The 18,358-nt window shown below is 69.8% G+C and carries 18 protein-coding genes; 6 read left to right on the plus strand and 12 right to left on the minus strand.

Annotated features, from left to right (window positions below; genetic code table 11):
• Positions 1 to 164: 164 nt before the first annotated feature.
• The 4 genes from AB0I22_RS03930 to AB0I22_RS03945 all read right to left on the minus strand — a co-directional run bounded on the left by AB0I22_RS03930 (position 165) and on the right by AB0I22_RS03945 (position 5,475).
• Complete coding sequence (locus AB0I22_RS03930) at positions 165 to 1,703, minus strand: AI-2E family transporter (protein WP_363128999.1); 1,539 nt, start codon at positions 1,701 to 1,703, stop codon at positions 165 to 167.
• Positions 1,704 to 1,847: 144 nt separating this feature from the next.
• Positions 1,848 to 2,591, minus strand: a complete 744-nt coding sequence (locus AB0I22_RS03935; protein ID WP_363129000.1) for a transglycosylase SLT domain-containing protein — start codon at positions 2,589 to 2,591, stop codon at positions 1,848 to 1,850.
• Positions 2,592 to 2,988: 397 nt separating this feature from the next.
• A complete protein-coding gene (locus AB0I22_RS03940) occupies positions 2,989 to 4,311 on the minus strand; it encodes a PhoH family protein (RefSeq protein ID WP_363129001.1) in 1,323 nt (440 codons plus the stop codon).
• Positions 4,312 to 4,713: 402 nt separating this feature from the next.
• Positions 4,714 to 5,475 (minus strand): isoprenyl transferase, encoded by a 762-nt coding sequence (locus AB0I22_RS03945; RefSeq protein ID WP_363129002.1) that lies wholly within the window; start codon positions 5,473 to 5,475, stop codon positions 4,714 to 4,716.
• 110 nt (positions 5,476 to 5,585) lie between these two features.
• Between AB0I22_RS03945 and mgrA the strand changes: the two genes are divergently transcribed.
• Positions 5,586 to 6,623, plus strand: coding sequence for an L-glyceraldehyde 3-phosphate reductase (gene mgrA / locus AB0I22_RS03950; RefSeq protein ID WP_363129003.1), 1,038 nt, complete (start codon positions 5,586 to 5,588; stop codon positions 6,621 to 6,623).
• A 666-nt stretch (positions 6,624 to 7,289) separates the two neighbouring features.
• Here the strand turns inward: mgrA and AB0I22_RS03955 are convergent.
• Positions 7,290 to 8,033 (minus strand): A24 family peptidase, encoded by a 744-nt coding sequence (locus AB0I22_RS03955; protein WP_363129004.1) that lies wholly within the window; start codon positions 8,031 to 8,033, stop codon positions 7,290 to 7,292.
• Between the two features lie 54 nt (positions 8,034 to 8,087).
• Between AB0I22_RS03955 and AB0I22_RS03960 the strand changes: the two genes are divergently transcribed.
• Positions 8,088 to 8,435 (plus strand): DUF192 domain-containing protein, encoded by a 348-nt coding sequence (locus AB0I22_RS03960; protein ID WP_363129005.1) that lies wholly within the window; start codon positions 8,088 to 8,090, stop codon positions 8,433 to 8,435.
• A gap of 76 nt (positions 8,436 to 8,511) precedes the next feature.
• On the opposite strand, the gene AB0I22_RS03965 is transcribed toward AB0I22_RS03960, so the two are convergent.
• Positions 8,512 to 9,930, minus strand: coding sequence for a hypothetical protein (locus tag AB0I22_RS03965; protein WP_363129006.1), 1,419 nt, complete (start codon positions 9,928 to 9,930; stop codon positions 8,512 to 8,514).
• Positions 9,931 to 10,139: 209 nt separating this feature from the next.
• Between AB0I22_RS03965 and AB0I22_RS03970 the strand changes: the two genes are divergently transcribed.
• From AB0I22_RS03970 to AB0I22_RS03985, 4 genes are all read left to right on the plus strand, one after another.
• Positions 10,140 to 11,135, plus strand: coding sequence for a hypothetical protein (locus AB0I22_RS03970; RefSeq protein ID WP_363129007.1), 996 nt, complete (start codon positions 10,140 to 10,142; stop codon positions 11,133 to 11,135).
• Positions 11,136 to 11,289: 154 nt separating this feature from the next.
• On the plus strand, positions 11,290 to 11,598 hold the full coding sequence (locus tag AB0I22_RS03975) for a hypothetical protein (protein ID WP_363129008.1): 309 nt from the start codon (positions 11,290 to 11,292) through the stop codon (positions 11,596 to 11,598).
• Positions 11,595 to 13,274, plus strand: coding sequence for an alpha/beta hydrolase (locus tag AB0I22_RS03980; protein ID WP_363129009.1), 1,680 nt, complete (start codon positions 11,595 to 11,597; stop codon positions 13,272 to 13,274). The genes AB0I22_RS03975 and AB0I22_RS03980 overlap by 4 nt, the downstream gene beginning before the upstream one ends.
• A 92-nt stretch (positions 13,275 to 13,366) precedes the next feature.
• Positions 13,367 to 13,843, plus strand: coding sequence for a hypothetical protein (locus AB0I22_RS03985; RefSeq protein ID WP_363129010.1), 477 nt, complete (start codon positions 13,367 to 13,369; stop codon positions 13,841 to 13,843).
• Between the two features lie 26 nt (positions 13,844 to 13,869).
• Here AB0I22_RS03985 and AB0I22_RS03990 read toward each other — a convergent pair whose 3' ends face one another.
• The 6 genes from AB0I22_RS03990 to AB0I22_RS04015 form a co-directional block, all read right to left on the minus strand.
• Positions 13,870 to 14,508: an OmpA family protein gene (locus AB0I22_RS03990; RefSeq protein ID WP_363129011.1), complete on the minus strand. Its 639-nt coding sequence runs from the start codon at positions 14,506 to 14,508 to the stop codon at positions 13,870 to 13,872.
• Entirely contained in the window at positions 14,505 to 15,083 is a 579-nt protein-coding gene (locus AB0I22_RS03995) for a hypothetical protein (RefSeq protein ID WP_363129012.1), read from the minus strand. The genes AB0I22_RS03990 and AB0I22_RS03995 overlap by 4 nt, the downstream gene beginning before the upstream one ends.
• A gap of 31 nt (positions 15,084 to 15,114) precedes the next feature.
• Positions 15,115 to 15,765, minus strand: coding sequence for a pilus assembly protein TadG-related protein (locus AB0I22_RS04000; protein WP_363129013.1), 651 nt, complete (start codon positions 15,763 to 15,765; stop codon positions 15,115 to 15,117).
• 92 nt (positions 15,766 to 15,857) lie between these two features.
• Entirely contained in the window at positions 15,858 to 16,094 is a 237-nt protein-coding gene (locus AB0I22_RS04005; RefSeq protein ID WP_363129108.1) for a hypothetical protein, read from the minus strand.
• 403 nt (positions 16,095 to 16,497) lie between these two features.
• Positions 16,498 to 17,385, minus strand: coding sequence for a DUF5936 domain-containing protein (locus AB0I22_RS04010; protein ID WP_363129014.1), 888 nt, complete (start codon positions 17,383 to 17,385; stop codon positions 16,498 to 16,500).
• Positions 17,386 to 17,406: 21 nt separating this feature from the next.
• On the minus strand, positions 17,407 to 18,354 hold the full coding sequence (locus AB0I22_RS04015; protein ID WP_363129015.1) for a type II secretion system F family protein: 948 nt from the start codon (positions 18,352 to 18,354) through the stop codon (positions 17,407 to 17,409).
• Positions 18,355 to 18,358 lie beyond the last annotated feature (4 nt).

Consider the following 18,358-nt stretch of genomic DNA (forward strand, 5'->3'; position numbering starts at 1 on the left):
CACCAGCACGATGCTGGTGGGACCGCCCCTTTTCGCGCGGTACGTGCGTACGCCGGGCGCGTACGTACGGCCGCCTGCGTACGTACGACGGTCGGCCCCGTACGTGCGTACGGCCGCGTACGTACAGGCGGCCCCGCCCGGAGTCCGGGAGGGGCCGCCCGCCCCTACTCTCTCGCCCCCGCGGCCCCGACCCGGTCCGCCGTCGAGGAGGCCCCGCCCCCCGCCGCCGGCGCGGGCGACGCCGGAGCCGTGCGCAGCGCCTGCTCCTTGGAGTACGCGCGCAGATAGCCGACCACCGTGTTCGTCACCGCCACCAGCGGCACCGCGACCACCGCGCCGCCGATGCCCGCGATCAGCGAGCCCGTCGCGACGGAGAGGACCACGGCCAGCGGGTGGACGCGCACCGCGCGGCCCAGGATGAACGGCTGCAGCACATGGCCCTCGATCTGCTGCACGGCGAGGACCACCACGAGCACCATCGCCGCCGTGAACACCCCGTGCGTCACCAGCCCCACGATCACCGCGAGCGCGCCGGAGACGACCGCGCCCACCATCGGGATGAACGCGAACAGGAAGATGAACACGGCCAGCGGCACCGCCATCGGCACTTCCAGGAAGTAGATCCCGACGCCGATGGCTATCGCGTCGATCAGCGCCACTATCACCGTGCCGCGCACATAGGCGGTGAGCGTCGTCCACGCCCGCGGCCCCGCGCCCGCCACGCCCTCGCGGGCGGCGCCCGGCAGCAGCTTGAGCAGCCAGCCCCAGATCTTCGGCCCGTCGTAGAGCAGGAAGAGGGTGGAGAACATCGTCAGCAGGATGCCGGTGAACATCTCGATGACGACCTGGACCCCCTCAAGCCCCGCCGAGGTGATGTCCTTGGTATTGCTGCCGATGGCCTTGCTCAGGTTGTCGGCGATGTTGTTGATCTGATCCTCGGTCACATGGAACGGGCTGTTGAGCAGCGAGTGCTTCAGATCCGTGATGCCGTGCTGCACCTTGGACGTCAGGTCGTCGATGTTCTCCGTCACCTGCCACACCACGAACCAGGTGACCAGTCCCATGATGACGAAGCCGCCGATGAAGACGATGGCGGTGGCGAGCCCGCGCGGCACGCCGCGCCGCTTGAGCCGCGCGACGGTCGGCTGGAGCATCGCCGTGATGAGCAGCCCGGCGACGAACGAGAGCACCACGAGCTGCACATCGCTGATGACCTTCATCAGCACCCACACCGCTCCCGACAGCACCAGCATCCGCCAGCCGACCTCGGCGGCCACCCGCACGCCCCAGGGGACGGCGGCGACCGGGTCGGGCCGGGGCGCTATGGCCGGGGCGTACGCGGGCGGCGGGGGAACGTGTTCCGGTTCGTGCGGCTCGGCGTCGTCGCGCGGCGCGTCGGCCGGGTCCGACCGGTCCCGGCTCTTCTCCCACCCGAGGCCCCGTTTCGGCCGGGCCTCGTCGTCGACGCCGGGGGGCGGCTCGGCGGTCGCGCCCGTACGGTCCGGCGCCGCGCCTTCCTCGGCCGGCGCGGAGCCGCCGTGTTCACTTTCGTACGCGCGCTCGGCCCCGTACCCGGAGCCCTCCCGGTCGGACGCACCCGGCTCGGCGTCCTCGGACGCCTCCCTGCGCTGCTGGTCCAACCGCTCGGCGAGCCGCGACAGACCGGCCCCCAAGCCGCCGACCCACTCTGGCAATCTGGACATTCTCTTCCTCTACCCCATCCCCGCGGCCATACGGGTCGACGTTACCCGTGACCTGGCCTCGGGCACGGCATGTGTCGCCCCTGAAGACACACGCGGCCCCCGACCGGTTGAGGTCGGGGGCCGGGTAATGGGGAGCTGCGCGGCCTAGTAGTAGTTGTTGGCCTGCCAGAACGCCCACGCGCCGCACGGGCTGTGGTAGCGGTCGTTCATGTAGCTGAGGCCCCACTTGATCTGCGTGGCCGGGTTGGTCTGCCAGTCGGCGCCCGCGGAGGACATCTTGGTGCCGGGCAGCGCCTGCACGAGTCCGTACGCACCGGAGGAGGGGTTCGACGCCTTGTAGTTCCAGGTGCTCTCGTTGTTCACGATGTTGCTGAAGCACTGGAACTGGTCGGCCGGGACGATCTGCTGTGCCATCGCCTTGACCTCGGCGACGGAGTAGGAGCCCTTGGTGGAGAGGCTGGAGAGGTCGTCGTGACCGCCGGAACGGCTGGTCTCCTTCTCCTTCTCCTCGTGCTCCTTCTTCGCCTTCTCCTCGGCTTCCTTTTCCTTCTTCGCCTTCTCGTCCGCGGCGTCCTTCTTGGCCTGCGCGTCCTTGGCCGCCTGCTTGCGGGCGTCCGCCTCGGCGGCCTTCTTGGCGTCGGATGCCGCGGCCGCGGACTGGGTGTCCGCCTGCTGCGTCAGGGAAGCGGTCTGGGCCTGGACGTTCTGACCAGTGGGGATGTCCGCGAGGATCGTCGAATCGGCGGCGGTGGCCTCGACCGAGTCGGTCGTGCCCTGCTCGCTGCCCGAGGCGACACCGACGACGGCGCCGACTGTGGTGACCGCGGTGGCGGACGCCACGGCGAATCCCCGGACCGAAATCCGGCTCACACGGTTTCCTTCCAGCATCGCCCGCATAGGTGACCGTGCGGACGCAATCGTGCCCCTGACGCTGGCCTCCGATTGGTCCCGGGTCCCCCGCTGAGCGGTGGGGGCCGGCTGGTCACAGGAGGCACGGGCCCGGTGGGCCCTCCGGGGAAGGAGGTCCGCGTGGTGCTCGGGCGGCATACGGCGACGCTGTTCAGTTCTTGTGGTGTCGCACCGCTGGGGGTGCTCGTGTGCCGTATGCGGGGCCTGACAGGACTGAGACTCTGCCGGAACTCAACGCTCCTAGGCAATTCCCGGTTGCGTGGGAAAGGTCACACCCTGTTTGCCGAGTAGGTTTAGCGGAAAAGGCAGCGCAGCAAGACGCCGCGCGGCTAAGCTCCTGCGCTTCGCCGCGCGGCGTCCTGGGGTGCGAACTCCGTCAGATCCGCCCGTCCTCCAGCATCTCGGTCACGAGCGCCGCGATCGGCGAGCGCTCCGAACGGTTCAGCGTGATGTGCGCGAAGAGCGGGTGGCCCTTGAGCTTCTCGACGACCGCCACCACGCCGTCGTACCGGCCGACCCGCAGATTGTCGCGCTGCGCGACGTCATGGGTCAGCACGACGCGCGAGTTGGCGCCGATCCGCGACAGAACGGTCAGCAGGACGTTCCGCTCCAGGGACTGCGCCTCGTCGACGATCACGAACGCGTCGTGCAGCGAGCGGCCCCGGATATGGGTGAGCGGCAGCACCTCCAACATGCCGCGCCCCACCACCTCTTCGATGACCTCGGCGCTGGTGACCGCCGACAGCGTGTCGAAGACGGCTTGGGCCCAGGGGCTCATCTTCTCCGACTCGCTGCCGGGCAGATAGCCCAGCTCCTGGCCGCCGACCGCGTACAGGGGGCGGAAGACCATCACCTTGCGGTGCTGCTGCCGCTCCAGTACGGCCTCCAGGCCGGCGCAGAGCGCCAGCGCCGACTTGCCCGTGCCCGCGCGGCCGCCCATGGAGACGATGCCGACGTCCGGGTCGAGCAGCAGGTCGAGCGCGACGCGCTGCTCGGCGCTGCGGCCGTGGATGCCGAACGCCTCCCGGTCGCCCCGCACCAGCCGGACCGAGCCGTCCGCCGCGACCCGGCCGAGCGCCTTGCCGCGCTCGGACTGGAGCACCAGCCCGGTGTGCACGGGCAGTTCGGCCGCCTCCGGCACGGAGGCGCTCTCGGCGGCGAAGAGCTCGTCGACCTGCTCGGCGGTGACGGCCAGCTCGGTCATCCCCGTCCAGCCGGAGTCGGTGATCGCCAGCTCGGCGCGGTACTCCTCCGCGAGCAGCCCCACGGACGACGCCTTGATGCGCAAGGGCAGGTCCTTGGAGACGACGGTGACGTCGTGCCCCTCGGCCTGGAGGTTGCGCGCCACCGCCAGGATGCGCGAGTCGTTGTCGCCGAGCCGGAAGCCCGCCGGAAGAACGCCCGGGTCGGAGTGGTTGAGCTCGACCCTGAGCGTCCCGCCCAACTCGCCGATCGGGATCGGCGCGTCGAGCCGCCCGAACTGCACCCGGTAGCCGTCCAGCAGGCGCAGGGCCTGCCGGGCGAAGTAGCCGAGCTCGGGGTGGTGCCGCTTGGCCTCCAGCTCGGTGACCACTACGACCGGCAGCACGACCTCGTGCTCGTCGAAGCGGGACATCGAGCCTGGGTCGGCCAGCAGGACGCTGGTGTCGAGGACATAGGTGCGCCGGTCGAGCTCACGGCGCTTCTTGCTGGTCACCACGGGTGGACGAACCCCCTCGGGAGAGGTCGGGGTGCGACGTCGTCGCGCGGGAATGGACCGGGTCCTGGCCTTACGAGGGCCGGACGCCGGCCCTCCGCGTCGTCCGTACGATCCGCACGGTCGTCCGTTTGCAAAGGGCCTCCCGGGCGGGCGGCCCCATGCCGCCCGCTGGCAGTTCGACGATCTTGGACAGACCGTCGACCTGACAGGGATATTCCCTCTAACGTGCGCGCCCATGCAACGGCATATGCGACGAGCAGGTGAACGATTCGATCAGTGCGCTGGCCGCTTCGCGTGGAGCCCGTACGCCGTAGTCCGTACCGCGAGGGTCCGTACCGCCGGACGGGTCGCCCGGCGTGTCGGCCGGCGCGCCCCGGAGCCGCGCCGCGCCGGCGGCGGGTGTCAGCCGCCGTAGCGGCGGTGGCGCGCCGCGTAGTCGCGCAGCGCGCGCAGGAAGTCGACCTTCCTGAAGGCGGGCCAGAAGACCTCGCAGAAGTAGTACTCGGAGTGGGCGCTCTGCCAGAGCATGAAGCCGGACAGCCGCTGCTCGCCGCTGGTCCGGATCACCAGGTCGGGGTCGGGCTGGCCGCGCGTGTAGAGGTGCTTGGAGATGTGCTCGACGTCGACGATCTCGGCGAGCTCCTCGAACGAGCTGCCGCGCTCCGCCGCCTCCAGGATCAGCGAGCGCACCGCGTCCGCGATCTCCTGCCGCCCGCCGTAGCCGACGGCGACGTTGACGAGTATGCCGTCCTTGTCGTGGGTCGCCTGCTCGGCTTCCTTGAGCACGGTCTGGGTGCGGTCGGGCAGCAGGTCGAGGGTGCCCACGTGGTGGACGCGCCAGCGTCCGTCGGCGGCCAGGCCGCGCACGGTGTTCTCGATGATGCCCAGCAGCGGGCGCAGTTCGTCCTCGGTCCGGTCGAGGTTGTCCGTGGACAGCAGCCAGAGCGTGACGACCTCGACGTCGGTCTCGGCGCACCAGCCCAGCAGTTCCTTGATCTTCTCGGCGCCCGCCTGGTGACCCTGCTCGGTCGTACGGCCGTCGGCCCGCGCCCAGCGGCGGTTGCCGTCGAGGATCACGCCGATGTGCTTGGGCACCTGAGCGTGGTCCAAGCGGTTTTCCACCCGGCGGGCGTAGAGCCCGTACACCAGGTCACGCAAGTTCACGTCTTTTAGCCCCTCCGTGCATGGCAATCGCCCCGAGGGCGTAACCCTACTGCCCGCACACGGCCCTCACCCAACCCGCCCTGTCACAACTCCGTGATAGGCAGAACAACATGAACGACCCCTCGTACTACCGCGCCGCCGACGAACGCTACGACTCCATGGAGTACCGGCGTACGGGGCGCAGCGGGCTCAAACTCCCCGCGATCTCCCTCGGCCTGTGGCACAACTTCGGCGACGACCGCGCCCTGGAGTCGCAGCGCGCGATCCTGCGCCGCGCCTTCGACCTGGGCGTGACCCACTTCGACCTGGCCAACAACTACGGGCCGCCCGCGGGCTCGGCCGAACTGAACTTCGGCAAGCTGTTCGCCCAGGACTTCCGCGCCTACCGCGACGAGCTCGTCCTGTCCACCAAGGCCGGCTACGGGATGCACCCCGGTCCGTACGGCGAGTGGGGCTCCCGCAAGTACTTGCTGTCCTCGCTCGACGCTTCGCTGAAGCGAATGGGCGTCGAGTACGTGGACATCTTCTACTCGCACCGCTTCGACCCCGACACGCCGCTGGAGGAGACGATGGGCGCGCTCGCGTCCGCCGTCCAGCGGGGCAAGGCGCTCTACGCGGGCGTCTCCTCGTACAACTCCGAGCAGACCCGCGAGGCGGCCCGGCTGCTGCGGGACATGGGGGTGCCGGCCCTGATCCACCAGCCCTCCTACTCCATGATCAACCGGTGGACCGAGGACGAGGCGCTCCTCGACACGCTGGAGGCGGAGGGCATGGGCTGCATCTCCTTCGCGCCGCTGGCGCAGGGGATGCTGACCGACAAGTACCTGGACGGCATCCCCGCCGACTCGCGCGCCGCGCAGGGCAAGTCGCTGGATCCGGAGCTGTTCACCGACGAGGTCGTACGGCGGCTGCGCGGGCTGAACGAGATCGCGCGGCGGCGCGGCCAGTCGCTGGCGCAGCTCGCCCTGAACTGGGTGCTGCGCGACGAGCGGATGACGTCGGCGCTGATCGGCGCGTCGAGCGTGCGGCAGCTGGAGGCGAACGTGGCGGCGCTGGACGCGCCGGAGCTGACCGCGGAGGAGCTGGCGGAGATCGACTCCTTCGCGGTGAGCACCGAGGGAGTCAACATCTGGGCACGGAGGTCGTAGGAAGCGTCGCAGAAACGTCGTAGAAAGCTGAGGCCGCGAAAAGGGCCCCGAAGGGGCCTGGGAGTGGCCCTGGCAGGGGCCCATAAAAAGCGGGCCGGTCCGTGGGGGGGGGGTTACGGACCGGCCCGAGGGGGGGTTTCCACCATAACCGCTCGGAGGGCGTGCTCTGTGCATCGGCGCGGGTGACGGCGCGTGTCGCGCTGACGGACCGGGCCGCGGCGGGTCTTCGCCGGGTGCTCCGCCGGGGCGGCCTCACCCCCCGCCGGCCCCGACGCCGGAGGGCGTACGCCGTAGAACGGGCTCGCGCGGCGCTCCCCTTCAGCCGTCCCACCCGAGAGCGTCCCCCATCGTCATCATCGACTTGACGTCACACGTGCGACAGCTGGTGGCTCGTCTCCCTGACGCGGGCCCGCCTCTCCCAGGGCAGGAGATTCCAGGCAGGACCGCGCGATGCACTTCCAGCAGTCGCGTGTGAGCAGTGCGTAAGCGACTGTAGGGCACATACGCCCGTATGAACTACCTTATGCGGCAATTCGTTTACTCCGTGCCGAATTCAGTCTTAACCAGGACATCCGAGGCTTTCACGCGTTCGCTCCGCGCGCCGCGTACGCCCCTTCGCCACCCGTGAGCTCCTCGCGTACGCCGCCACGCCCTGAAAACACCAGGTCACGCCATCGCCCCGCCCAGCAGCAGCCCCAGCCACGCTCCGGCGATCATGTAGGGGCCCAGTGCCATCGTCGTACCGCGCCGTCCGCGCCCCGACAGCATCAGCCACACCCCGTACACCGACCCCAGCAACAACCCGAGAAACGCGCCCGCGAAGAGCACGCTCCAGCCGTACCAGCCCAGCGCGCACCCCAGCCCGACGGCCAACTTCACGTCCCCGAAGCCCATGCCGCTCGGACTGATCAGGAACAGCACGAAATACCCGCCGGCCAGCGCCACACCGCCGAGCAGCGCCCCTGTCCACGACCCGGCGGCGCCGGGGATCAGCGCGGCCGGCCCGAGCAGCGCCGCCACCCCGGCGGCCAGCGGGAGCGTGAGGACGTCCGGCAGCCGCCGCACCGCCCGGTCGACACCGGCCAGCACCACGCCGACCGGGGCGGCGAGCAGCCACACCGCCAGCTCGGGCCGGGCTCCGACCGCGGCCGCCAGCACCGCGCACACGACGGCGGTCACCACGGCCCACCACCACGGGCGCGGCCCCGACCCCGGCCCGTACGCCCGTAACCCCACCGGACAACGCCGGCACACCGCGCGTCCCGCCCACCCCGCTATCGGATGCCCGCGCGGGCAGGCCGAACGCCAGGGCCGGTCGGGCTCCACGGCCAGCCGGTAGAGCGGGCGCGGCACCAGCGCCCCCGCGGCGGCGCCGTAGAGCAGGGCGAGGATCAGCAGCAGCGCGTGCACGACCCGAGCCTACGGACCCCGCGCGCGGCGTGACCGTCTGATAGAACGAACGCCATGGCCCGCTGGCAGGACGGCAGATCCCAACTCCATCTTCCCGATGTGGCGGTGCCATTGGAGATCGCCGCCTCGTACCGCGCCCGTACCCGCGGGCTGCTCGGCCGCGACGGCATCGGGGGCGCACTGCTCCTCACGCCCGCCACGAGCGTGCACACCTTCCGGATGCGGTTCCCCGTCGACGTCGCCTACCTCGACCGGGACTTGACGGTCCTGGCCGTACGCACCATGCGCCCCGGGCGTCTCGGCGTCCCCCGCCCGCGCTCGCGTCACATCCTGGAGGCGGAGGCGGGGGCGATGGAGCGCTGGGGGCTGCACGCGGGGGTGCGCGTGGCGATTCGCGCGTGAACGGTCAGAGGCGGCAGGGCCCTTCGGCCTGAGCCCCTGGAACTCGCCTTCGGCTGACGGGGGCTGCTGACAGGGGTTACTGCCGGGCCCGACGGCGTGCCACGGCCTTCCAGCCGCCGAGCCAGAGCAGCAGCGCCGATCCGGTGCCGACGCCCGCGTACCCGAGGACCCGCTTCTGCCCGTCCCCGCGACCGCTCGCGCCGGCCGACTGCTGTCCGGCGTCCGCCCCGGCGGCGGCGCTCGCACTGGGCGTCGGCCTCGGTTTGCCGTCCTTGGTGACGTCGATCCGGAGCGTTACGGGGACGGCGCCCGAACCCCCTTCCGCGACCTTCGGGTTGACGCTGACCTGGAGGTAGTACGAACCGGCGAACCGCATCGCCTTGGCGGACTCGGCGAGCGCGGTGCCGGTCGCGTTGCCGGGCTCCGCGGGGACGGTGTCGAGGGAGAGGGTCGCGGGTTTGCCCTGGTAGCCGGCGGTCTTGTTGGCCACGTAGCCGCGCGCGGTGTTGCTCAGCCCCATCCGTAGACCGTTGATCACGTACGGTTTCCCCGCCGTCCCCGCCGTCCCCGCCGTCCCCGCCGTCCCCGCCGTCCCCGCCGTCCCCGCCGTCCCCGCCGTCCCCGCCGTCCCCGCCGTCCCCGCCGTCCCCGCCGATGTCGCTGACGTGGTCGATGTAGCCGATGTGTCCGCCCCGAACTCCGCGTCGACATAGAGCTGCTGGCCCCAGTCGACGGGCACGCGGTAGAAGCGCGTCTCGCCAGGCCGAATGGCGTCCGTCCACACTCCGGTAGGCGCGGCCGGGGCGTCGTTGAACCCGGTGCCCCCGGAGATGCCGCGGGGAGCGCCGGAAGCCGCACTTCCGGACGGAGCGCTCCCGGACGGAGCGATGGGCTCGGGGCCGGGCGGCTTCGTGGTCTGCTTCTGCTTCCGCAGGGGCGTGGAGACGTACTTGAGCTCGACGGGCACCGCCGCCGCGTCCCCGCCCACCGCCTCCCCGCGCTCGACGACGAAGCGGTACGTGCCGGCCGCCTGGCAGGCGCCGCCCGACTTGATCACGCGGTCCGCGTAGTCGCTGACGGGGTAGGCCCCGCCCGTCGTGAGGAAGGAGCGGTGGTGGCTGATGCCGCACCGCATGCCGTCGGCGGTCTGGAGCGAGACGTCGATGCCGTCCCGCATCCCCATCGTGGCGCCGGGCCGGGGCACGGCGACGGCCGATATGTACGCGTTGGAGACGGCGTCCAAGTCGACGCCGTAGTACTTCCTCTCGCCCGGTTTGACGCTGTCCTTGTATGTGTGCGCGCCGGGCCGCAGTCGCGGGCCGCCGTCACCGGCGGCCGAGCCCCGGACGGGGGCGGCGTTGGGGGCCATCCGGTACGAGGCAGGCGCCCCGCCCCCGGCATCGACGACGCCGACGGCCCCGGCGGGCCCGGCGGCGAGCCCGAGGCCCGTCACCACTGTCCCCGCCATCACCAACGCCCTCTTGCGGCCCTTCATTTCCCGCCTCCCTCACCCATACCCCCCGGTAGCCCCATCCTGCCCGCCGACCGCAGTGCCGGACACCCCGATGCGGCGGCGGACTGCCGGCCGGCCCGGAAGCCGGCGGCCGGGCGGGGGTTCTGACGTGCCGCGGCGCTGTCCACAGGGCGCCGCCGGAGTTGTCCACAGGGGTCGCGAAGGCGGCGAAGGTGCGCTGTGCTTGGGCAATGACGGCGGACAACGACACCTTGCACGATCTGGCGATGGCTCAGGGCGGCATCCTTTTCTCCTCACAGGCCGCCGCCTTCGGCCTCAACTCCTCACTCACCGCGCGCATGCTGCGCCGGGCGGGTTGGACCGCGATGTACCGGGGCGCGTGGGCCGCGCCCGGAAAGGACGTCGATCTACGGCTGCGGCTCCGGGCCATTCAGCTTCAGCGCCCGCGACTCACCGTCAGCCACCGCACGGCGGCCGCGGCCCACCGCATCGAGGTGGGCCGCGGACCCCACCCCATAGAGCTGACGGACGCCGCGGGCGCGGCGTCGGTCACGGTGTACGGCATGAGGGTGCACGGCCTCCCCCTGACCGAGGAGGAGATCACGGACGTCGACGGCATCCGGGTCACCACCGTCGTACGGACCACCTGCGACCTGCTCCGCTCGCTCCCCTGCCATGCGGCGGTCATCGCCGCCGACTCGGTGTTCGCCAGAGGGATGGCCGACCTCCGGCAGGTGGCCGAGGCCCTCACCACGGGCCCGCGCCGCGCCCGCACCGGCACGGCCCGACAGGCACTGGCCCTGGCCGACCCGTTATCGGGCTCGCCGGCCGAGTCCACGGCGAGACTGGAGATGCACGAGGCAGGCCTGCACCCCGATTCCCAGGCCGAGGTGGTCACGGCGCAGGGCCGCATGCGCCGGGTGGATTTCCTCTTCCGTGAACAGGGTTTGGCCGTGGAGATCGAGGGCTTCGCATGGCACGGCTCCAGAGCGGCCCACCAGGAAGGCACCACCCGCTTCAACGCACTCACGTCCTCCCCGCAGATCCGCCAACTCCTGCGCTTCACCCGCGACGACGTCCTATACCGCCCACGCCTCTTCATCCGAACCGTCCAGGGCTCTCTCTCACACCTGGACAGAAACTGCCGGGCTGACGGCCCCCGGCCGTGGGCGGCGATATCAGAGGGGAATAGCCGAGTCCATGAGCATCCGTACTCATGCGAGTAGGGAGGCCGTCCGTGCTGTCCGTCGACACGAGCTGACAGAGTTGACAGCCCGTCACACGGGCGAACGCTTAAGAGCAGTGCGCGAGTTGGCCGGTGTCATGCCGCCGTCGCGCCGATGGCCTGTGCGGCACCGACAGAGACATTAAGGGGGCGCTATGAGCGACAAGCTGGGAATCCCTCCGCATGACCTGCGGGCGAGCGCTGGAGCCGCCGGCCGCATAGCCAGGGACCTGGAGCCGCCCGTGAAGAAGGCGGTGAACAAGAGCAAGGACGCGGCGAGCGCGCTGAAAGGCTGGTCCTTCGGGACCGCCGTCGAGACGAGCGCCGAGGAATGGGATACGGCCCTGAGCGCCATGCGCAAACGCATCGCCAGGAGCCAAGACCTGCTCCGGGACATCGCCGACATGCACACATGGAACGACCACGACATTTACCGGACGTTCTCGGGGGACCTGAAGCGATGAGCACCGCCTATCAGCTTCTGCTCAAGCTCGACGTCTCCGACCTGGAGGCGGCCGCCTCGGCCTGGGGGTCCCTGGCGAGAAAGCTCGAAACCGCGCACAAGGACCACCGCAGACATGTCACCGGCCCCCTGTCCGCATGGGAGGGGGACAGCGCCAAAGCCGGAAAGCCGGTCTTGGAACAGCTCCAGGGGCAGCTGGAGGCGGCGCACGTGGACGCGATCCTGATCATCACGGTCCTGGACACCACGCGCGTGGCGATGAAGCAGGCACAGACGGACCTGAGGAACGCCATCAAGAGCGCGGAGCGGGACGACTACATCATCGACGACACCACGGGCCAGGTCTCGCTGCCCAAGTGGCTGATCGACGCCCGCCACGACCCCGACCAGGCCACGGTGCTGCCCGAGTACACCAAGGCCATGACGGGCCACCAGGACAAGATCAACCAGGCGGTCAAGGACGCGAAGAAGGCCAGCGACGACGGGGAGAAGGCGATCGGAGAGGTCCGCGCCCAACTGCTGGACGAGGAGGACGCCCTGGGGCAGACCGCGGTGGAGGCCCGCGATGTGACCAAGGACCTGGGGATCGGCCCGTACGGCATTCCGGACGGCAAGGACGTCAAAGAGAACGCCGAGTGGTGGAAACACCTCGGCCACGACGAGCAGCAGATGTACATCGCGATGTACCCGAAGCAGATCGGCGGCTTGGACGGTTTGCCGACGGTGGCCCGCGACGATGCCAATCGGCTTCTGCTGGATCAGTACCTCAATCCGGCGCCGCCGGAACACTCCATCAACCCTGACGTCTTCAACAAACAACAGGACGGGCTCAAGGCCCTGAAAAAGAAGCTCGACGCCGCCGACGGGGCACCCAAGGGGAGAGAACTCTATCTGCTGAAACTCCGGCCCGAGGGCGACGGCCGGGCTATCGTCGCCATGGGCAACCCTGATACCGCGAAGAACACCGCGGTGCTGGTGCCCGGGGTCAACTCGGACCTTGAGGGGACGGGAGGCGAGATAGACCGGATCGATGCACTGCAGGGCGCAGCCATGAGGAGTGCGCCCGGCGATTCAACTGCTGTGATCTCCTGGCTCGACTATGACCCGCCCAACGAGAAGATACCCGATCTCGACTTGGACATCGGGGTCATATCCCAGGACCGCGCCAAAGAAGGCGGGGAAACACTACGGCATTTCACGGAAGGTACGCGGGCCGCGCAAGGGGGCCACCACAGCAATCTCACCGTTATAGGACATAGTTATGGGTCCACGACTGTGGGAGCGGGGGCGGCAGGAGGTCACGGGCTGGGTGCTGACAACATCGTTGCGGTCGGTAGTCCCGGCATGACGGTGGAACACGCCAAGGACTTGAACATCGACCCCAAGCATGTCTTCATCGGCTCGGCCAAGGATGACCCCATCATTAACAACTTCGCCGGTACTGCGCTGGGCGCCGACACGCGGAACCAAACATTCGGAGCACAGAACTTCAAAGTGGACACCAGCGGGCACAGCGGCTACTGGGGCTACATAGACAACAATCCCAGTGAAAGCTTGACCAACCAGGGACGAATCATCACCGGCTACCCTCCTTCGACGGTACCGCCCAGGAACCCGGACCATTACTCCGGTGGTATCGCCAATCCCTTCCCGAACGTTCCGCAGGGAATCAAATAATGCACGGCACTCGCCCTTCCGCCCGCTACCGGCTAAAGGTCCTGTCCGCAATATTCGCGGCAACCATCGCGATGACTACGCTTGGGGGATGCATGTCCGACGACAAGGAAGAGACGGCCAAAAATGCCCCGCTCCCGAGAATGAGCCGTGAGAGCGCACAGACCTGGGCCCGGAAATTCACCGAACGCCTGGCCAAAAGCATAGGCGAGCCCGTCGGCCCGCGCACCCCCGATGCCCGGTTCTTGAAGTGCGGGGGAAAGAACGGCGAGACGGCCACGGACGACAGGTTCATACTGATGTACAGCGCCTGGGTCAAGGTCCCCGCCGAGCGCCATAACGAGGCCGCCCACAAACTGCGCGAAATACTCGTGGACGAGGGCTACACCATCACAACCGAGCGCTCGTACAAAGCCCCCAAGCAGAGCATGATCCTTGAGGCTCGGCCGAAGAAGGGTGGCTTCTTCATCGCGATTCAGTCTGCGGCAGTGGACGGTGGATTCCCGGAGATCACCCTCGGCATCGATTCCCCCTGCATGATCCCGCCGGGGGCGACGCAGAGTCATCAGTGACCCGAAGATTACCCGTCAGGTCTCGGTCAGCGTTTTGAGCGGGGGAAGCTGACCTCCACGCGGCGGTTCTTCTTTCGGCCGTCTTCGGTGGAGTTGTCGGCGATGGGGTACGCCTCGCCGTAGCCGCGGATCTGGTAGGAGAGGGAGGACGAGCCCAGGTCCTGGGCGAGTTGGCGCTGGACCGCGTCGGCGCGCTGTTTGGACAGGACGAGGCCGTGGGCGGCGGAGCCGAGGTTGTCCGTGAAGCCGAAGACGCGGAGGCTGGTGGCGTTCTGCTTCTTGATCTCGTCGGCGATGGTCCGGATGCGGTCGTTGGCCGCGCCGCTGAGTTTGGCGCTGTCCTTGGCGAAGAGGACTTCGGCCTGGAGGGCGAAGGTGACGTCGACGTTGGTGTCCTCGCGGCGCTCGTCGCCGTTGTCGGTCTCGACGACGGACTTGATGTCGAGGACCCGGCCGGGTGCGAGCTTGGCTCCGGCGCGCATCTTGAGGTCCGGATCGCCGGAGTCGATCTTCACCGGGGGCTTGGAATCAGCCGGGACTCCGGGCCCGCTGTCGGCCCGTGCGGCGGGAGGCGGCGCGTTCACGGTCAGCAGCGCGGCGGCGAGGGCCGCGGCGAGGAGTGTGCCGTGGCGGGTGGCCCGGAGCGTGGTCATGGGGACGCTCATCCGGAGATCTTGATGTTGACGGTGGGCATGGAGGGGAGTTGGAAGTCGACCTGCGTGACGCTCTGCGGCGGGGCCGGGAACTGGGCGAAGATGGGGCGGCTTTCGTTGGGCTTGATGCCGTAGAGCCCCGTCGAGCAGAGGCATTCGCCGTCGGTGTCGCGCAGGATGAGGTAGCGCTTCTTCCCCGCGGCGTCCACGAGCGAGGCGCCCGAGATCGATGACTGCGACCTCATCTCCGTCTCTTTGGAGCGCCACGCGAAGGCGTTGAACACCTTGCTCCCCCGGTTCGTCACCGTGCCGTTCACCGTGACGAAGCCGCCGTCGTCCCGGACGGCCGAGTTGAGGGTCACGACGATGCCGTCCGCCCCCTTCATCTCGCCGATCGCCGTGGTCGACTGGGCTACTGGTTTGTTGTCGCCGTCGCCCCGTGGGCCGGCGGATTCCTTGGACGAGTCCTTGTCGGACTTCTGTCCGCCGCTGTCACCGCCGCAGCCGGTCACCGCGATGGCCATGGTGGCCGTGAGCGCCACCGCGGCCGCGCTCCTTAGGGCCTTCGTCGTGTGCCGATTGCTCATGAGGGGCGTTCCTTCGCTCGTCGGTCGACCGTCAGTCGGCGAGGCGGACGGTGAACAGGTCCTTGGCTCGGGGAAGGGGGTCGGGCTTCTCTGGGTCGATGGACAGCGGGCGCCCGTCGCAGATGAGCTCGATGAGCGGCTTGCCGCCCTTGTCGTCGGCCCCGCTGTCGTCGCCCTTGCCATCGGTGCCGCCGTCGTCGCCTTTGCCATCGGTGTCGCTGTCGTCGCCCTTGTCATCGCCCCCCGCCTCGTCGCCCGGAGCGTCGGGAGCCACGACGCAGCGGGGCTCGACGACGGCCTTCGCCCCGGCGTGTGCCTTGCGGTTCTCCGTGCCGGGCACGACCGAGCGGCCCACGGACCCGAGGGACGTGACCTTGACCGTGAAGGCCGTGGACGTGAAGTCCGGGAGCGGGTCGCACACATCGACCTCGGCGTCGTTCTTCGCGGCGAAGGCCCCCGCCGCGTCGCAGGCCTGAAGTCTGTCGGCTCCCCTGCCGCTCAGCCAGTCGACACGGGCCCTTTCGTCGCCGATGTCTTTGAGGAAACCGTCGAGGAGCTGATCCCGGTAGTCCTGGGCGGCGGCGAGAGCGGACGCGTCCGCCGCCGTCTGCGCGCCGTTCTTCTTGGCTCCGGCCTGGCCCACGGCGAAGAAGGCCAGGGCGATGAAGAGGATGCCGGCCACAGCCGTGATGTAGATGGGGAAGGACTGCCCGGCGTCGCCCCTGCCGCAGCGCGCTGGGGGCGTCTGCGTCCAGCGTGTCCGGGACGGCTCCGTCAGATGCCGGTGACTTGGGAGATCTTGTTCGAGATCGCTCCGGCGATCATGCCGCCGAAGTCCGTGGTCGTCAGGACCAGGATGATCGCCACCACTACCGCGATGATCCCCAGATACTCGATCGACGTCTGGCCCCGGTCGCTGCGCCAGGCCGGTCCCCGTCGCACCCGGTGCGCCCATGCTCCCCGGACCGCCCGGACTCCCCAGAAGCGCTTGCCCATCGTGTTCCCCTCCATGGCCGGGCCGCCTCGGCTGGTCCGGCGAGTCAGTCCGCGTGGTGTGCGTCCCCGTCATGCCGCTCGTGACACGAGAAAAGTACGCCGAAACACCAGGCGCGGAACAGTGCACCCGGCACCATTGCCTTCCCCGTTCAGGGAGTTGAAACACCACAGTTCCCATGCGTTTCTTACGCATCTCGCGGCTCATCGGTCTCACCCCCGCTCAGCCACGCCCGTGGAGGGGTTCTCGGGCCATGACTGTCCCACACGGGGTTGCAGACGCGAAGGCGCTTGACGCAAGTCGGCCGAGTTCGCGCGGTGCCGGGGCGGGGCGAGGGCCGGGCGCGTGCCGGCCGTGGGCGGGCGAGGGCGAGGTCGGGGCCGTAACGGCATGGGGCGTCCTCTCGGTGGGCGGTGGCGGTCAATCCCCCGTGATGGTGCCGAAATCCATGCCCGAGCCCAGGAAGAAACCCGCCACGAGCAGGATCATCGTGCCCGGGACCATGAAGGTCGTGATGACCATCGTGGCCCTGGGCACGGCCCGCGCCGCGCGCCTGCGGGCCAGTTGGGCGTCGGTGCGGCGCATGTCGTTGGAGATGCTGATGAGCGTCTCGACGATCGGCGAGCCCAGGTCCTCGCCCTGCTGCAAGGCGGTGACGAATTGGGCCACTTGCTCGGAGTCATTGCGTTTGCGTAGCTCTTCGAATGCCTGGCGGCGGCTTACGCCGAGATCCATCTGGCGCAGGGTGATGCGCAATTCATCGGCCCACGGGCCCTCGTATTTCTCGGACACCCGGTCGAGAGCTTGGCGGAAACTCAGCCCCGCGCTCACCACCACCGCCAGTACGTCCAGAAAGTCGGGCAGCGTCCGTTCGATAGCGTCCCGCCGTTCGCGCACCGCCGCCCAGATTCCGACCTCGATCCAGAAGAGGCCGAAGGCGATCAGCAGCAGGGCGAGCAGCAGGCGGCCCTGTACGAGCATGACCAGCGCGCCGCCGAAGCCCAGCCCGCCGTAGACGGCGCGCCGGGCCGCGTACCGGTCGACGGTCAGGCCGCCCGGGTTGCCCGCCCGGTCGATGCGCCGTCTGACCCGGTCGACCCGCTTCTCGCCCATGAGCCGCAGCACGAGCGGCGCGTACCGCATGCCGAGGCGGTCCACGGCGGAGCCGACCGCCGTCGTGCGGGTCGCGCCGACCTCCAGGGCGAGGACGAGGTCGGCGGGGAGCTTCGCCTCGCTGCGGTAGAGGGCGATGCCGTAGCAGATGCCCGCCACGGCGAGGCCGATGACCAGGGCCAGCAGGAGTTCCATGGGGTCGCCGCCTCCTCGGGGTCAGACGTCGATCTTCGACATGCGGCGGATGAGGAAGAAGCCGAGCCCGTACAGGCCGAAGGCGGCCACGACCGCCGCCTTGCCCAGGAACGACGCCGTCATCCGGTCGATCGAGCCGGGCGCGATCCGGTCCATCAGCAGCAGCGTGCAGATGCCCATCAGCGGTACGACGTATGCCGTCACGGTCACCTGTGAGAGCTGCGTACGGACCTCCCGCCGCGTCTCCTTGCGTTCCTCCAGCGTCTGCGTGAGGTTGCGCAGCGAGCTGACGACCGCGCCGCCCGCCCGGTTGGCCAGCACGAGCGTCGTGACCAGGACGACCAGTTCGCGGGAGGGCAGGCGCTCCGCGAGTTCGCCCAGCGCGTCGTCGATGGAGTGCCCGACCGCCAGCTTGTCGGAGACCTTGGCCAGTTCCTCGGCGGCCGGGGCCTCCATCTCGTCGGCGGCCATGCCGAGCGCCGTGCGCAGCGCCAGCCCGGCCTGGGTGGCGTTGGCGAGGATGCGGGAGAGTTCGGGGAGCTGGCCGATGAACTTCTCGATGCGCTTGCGCCGCTGCCAGCCGAGGAACGCGAAGGCCGACCAGACGGCGACGGCCGCCGCCAGCGGCCCGAAGAACGGCGCGAGCGCCCCGGCGGCCACCAGCCACAGCCCGATCGCCGCCCCCGCCGTGTACACCGTGAACTCGGCGGGCGTCACGTCCATTCCGGTCGAGGCGAGGCGCCAGGCCAGCCGCCGGCCCGCGCGGGTGGCGCGCAGCCGGCGGTCGAAGGCCGCGAAGTGGCGTGCCCGGCCGGCCGGGGGCGGGGCCGGGGTCTCGGTGAGGCGGTCGATGAGCGCGCGGCGCTGGGCCTTGCCGGCCGCGTACGCCTGCACGCCCGCGACGGCCAGCGCGCAGCACACCAGGGTGGCGCCGACCGTCAGCTGTGCGAGATTGCCGAGATCGTTCATGGCT

The sequence above is a fragment of the Streptomyces sp. NPDC050610 genome (assembly GCF_040654875.1).
Classification (GTDB): domain Bacteria; phylum Actinomycetota; class Actinomycetes; order Streptomycetales; family Streptomycetaceae; genus Streptomyces.

Coding starts and splice junctions, on each gene's coding strand:
- AB0I22_RS03980 (WP_363129009.1), top strand. CDS start 11,595: ATGAGCACCGCCTATCAGCTTCTGCTCAAGCTCGACGTCTCCGACCTG.
- AB0I22_RS04010 (WP_363129014.1), bottom strand. CDS start 17,385: ATGGAACTCCTGCTGGCCCTGGTCATCGGCCTCGCCGTGGCGGGCATC.
- AB0I22_RS03985 (WP_363129010.1), top strand. CDS start 13,367: ATGTCCGACGACAAGGAAGAGACGGCCAAAAATGCCCCGCTCCCGAGA.
- mgrA (WP_363129003.1), top strand. CDS start 5,586: ATGAACGACCCCTCGTACTACCGCGCCGCCGACGAACGCTACGACTCC.
- AB0I22_RS04005 (WP_363129108.1), bottom strand. CDS start 16,094: ATGGAGGGGAACACGATGGGCAAGCGCTTCTGGGGAGTCCGGGCGGTC.
- AB0I22_RS03960 (WP_363129005.1), top strand. CDS start 8,088: ATGGCCCGCTGGCAGGACGGCAGATCCCAACTCCATCTTCCCGATGTG.
- AB0I22_RS03995 (WP_363129012.1), bottom strand. CDS start 15,083: ATGAGCAATCGGCACACGACGAAGGCCCTAAGGAGCGCGGCCGCGGTG.
- AB0I22_RS03990 (WP_363129011.1), bottom strand. CDS start 14,508: ATGAGCGTCCCCATGACCACGCTCCGGGCCACCCGCCACGGCACACTC.
- AB0I22_RS03975 (WP_363129008.1), top strand. CDS start 11,290: ATGAGCGACAAGCTGGGAATCCCTCCGCATGACCTGCGGGCGAGCGCT.
- AB0I22_RS03970 (WP_363129007.1), top strand. CDS start 10,140: ATGACGGCGGACAACGACACCTTGCACGATCTGGCGATGGCTCAGGGC.
- AB0I22_RS03935 (WP_363129000.1), bottom strand. CDS start 2,591: ATGCTGGAAGGAAACCGTGTGAGCCGGATTTCGGTCCGGGGATTCGCC.
- AB0I22_RS04015 (WP_363129015.1), bottom strand. CDS start 18,354: ATGAACGATCTCGGCAATCTCGCACAGCTGACGGTCGGCGCCACCCTG.
- AB0I22_RS03930 (WP_363128999.1), bottom strand. CDS start 1,703: ATGTCCAGATTGCCAGAGTGGGTCGGCGGCTTGGGGGCCGGTCTGTCG.
- AB0I22_RS03965 (WP_363129006.1), bottom strand. CDS start 9,930: ATGAAGGGCCGCAAGAGGGCGTTGGTGATGGCGGGGACAGTGGTGACG.